3 protein-coding genes are annotated in these 1,610 nt (G+C 40.2%); 2 read left to right on the top strand and 1 reads right to left on the bottom strand.

The features are described 5' to 3' along the window. Positions 1–402, top strand: a 402-nt coding sequence (locus CDZ78_RS20150; protein WP_444979225.1) for an ISAzo13-like element transposase-related protein, incomplete at its 5' end; no start/stop codon positions are given. 276 nt (positions 403–678) lie between these two features. On the opposite strand, the gene CDZ78_RS20145 is transcribed toward CDZ78_RS20150, so the two are convergent. After that, positions 679–1,248 carry an inositol monophosphatase family protein gene (locus CDZ78_RS20145; protein ID WP_087871548.1) on the bottom strand — a complete coding sequence of 190 codons (570 nt, stop codon included), beginning with the start codon at positions 1,246–1,248 and terminating at the stop codon, positions 679–681. Between the two features lie 49 nt (positions 1,249–1,297). Here CDZ78_RS20145 and CDZ78_RS20140 point away from each other — a divergent pair, with 49 nt between their 5' ends. Continuing rightward, the gene (locus CDZ78_RS20140) at positions 1,298–1,570 is read left to right on the top strand and encodes a hypothetical protein (protein WP_087868120.1); all 273 of its coding nucleotides are present in this window, start codon (positions 1,298–1,300) and stop codon (positions 1,568–1,570) included. Positions 1,571–1,610 lie beyond the last annotated feature (40 nt).

The raw sequence follows: 1,610 nt of genomic DNA, 5'->3' as shown, positions 1-1,610 counted from the left end.
CCTAAAGCAAAATCATTGTTGATCCTTTGCGATGGTGGAGGGAGTAACAGCTCACGGCACTACATTTTTAAAGAAGATTTACAAAAGACTGCGAATGCACTTGGATTGGAAATTAGGATTGCCCACTATCCTCCTTATACCTCCCAGTATAATCCCATTGAACATCGTTTTTTTCCTCATGTGACTCGTGCTTGTGAAGGTGTTGTATTTGACTCGGTTGAAACAGTTAAAACATTGATTTCTAGAACATCAACGTCAAAAGGACTAACAACAATTGTTCACATACTCGACAAAATATACGAGACAGGACGAAAATATGCCGCTGACTTCAAAGAAATAATGCCGATTGTATTTGATACACATTTACCAAAATGGAATTACCGTGCAATTCCTCAAGAATAATTAATATCGGGAAGTTGTTTCGTGCTTATTCCTTAGAAGGTGGGCAGCCAGAAACCTGGCTTAAGATGCTGATTACCCATCACTCTCAGCCATAGCTCGTCATTCCTGTATGTTTTTAGCAGGAATCTCGTTGGTTAAGCATAGATTCCCGATAAAGCTTGTGCCCACGCTTGACTGGGTAGACTTCGGGAATGACGTGTTTTTTAACATACTGATGTTTAAGGCTTAATTTTACTTTGGCTGAGAGTTGTACTTAACCAGGAAAGATTAATATAATCAGCCTGAATTTAACTGGCAATATAAATCAGCAATTCGCTTTGCCAACGGCCTATCTGTGGCATATAAAACACCACGATGGTTCATAAAAGTAGAATCAGGGCGATTTAAGTCCAGAGTTTGACTATAAATATCACTAGCCACTGCATTGATTTCGTTAAATAGACATGCTGTCGCAGCAAAATCCCACAGCCCCCCGCCACCGGCCTCAGGTTTGGGAAACTTAAAATAACAGGCAGGTTCCTGCTCTAATACCCAACAAGCATTCATTGCCGCTCCACCTTGTTGAATTATCTTGAGCCCGTCATAGTTGCATTGATTGGCTATTGCCTCTAGCTCAGTCAGTACGCTGGAATATTGCGAGTGCTCAGTAAAGCTACGATCGGTGATAAAGGTCAGTGCCTGGGAGCTTGAAGGTTCCGGAGTATGCAAAGACCATCGAGAGTCATTACGAAAAATCCCTTGTCCTTTTAGCGCATGATATAGCGTTTGTTTAACCGGGTCGAAAACGACACCTAAGGAATGTGCACGAAATAACTTCCTGAAGCAGCCAAGCTTGAATAATGAAATATCTCCCCTAAATTAAGGTTATCTTAATTTATTACTCAGTGGTTGTCTTATGTCATTTCCTTATAAAAAAAATATCGAAAAGTCGATGAAGAAATTTTATGACTCACTTTGTGAAAAAAATAAGCGACGGTATGCCGCCATTGAAAGTGAAAAATTATCTCATGGTGGCGTTAACTATATTTCAGCTTTATTAGAGTGTGACCCAAAAACTATCCGCCAAGGAAAAAAAGAACTCACCGAATTAGAACTGGATATAACAGGAATCAGACAACCTGGAGGCGGTCGAAAAAAAAGACCTCTACCCCTGAATACAGTGGAATAGATCAAGACTTTTTAGATATTCTTCAACAGCATACAGCAGG

The sequence above is a fragment of the Bathymodiolus platifrons methanotrophic gill symbiont genome (assembly GCF_002189065.1).
GTDB lineage: Bacteria > Pseudomonadota > Gammaproteobacteria > Methylococcales > Methylomonadaceae > Methyloprofundus.
The sequence above is the reverse complement of the archived record's forward strand: the minus strand, read 5'-3'. Positions and strand labels throughout refer to the sequence as shown.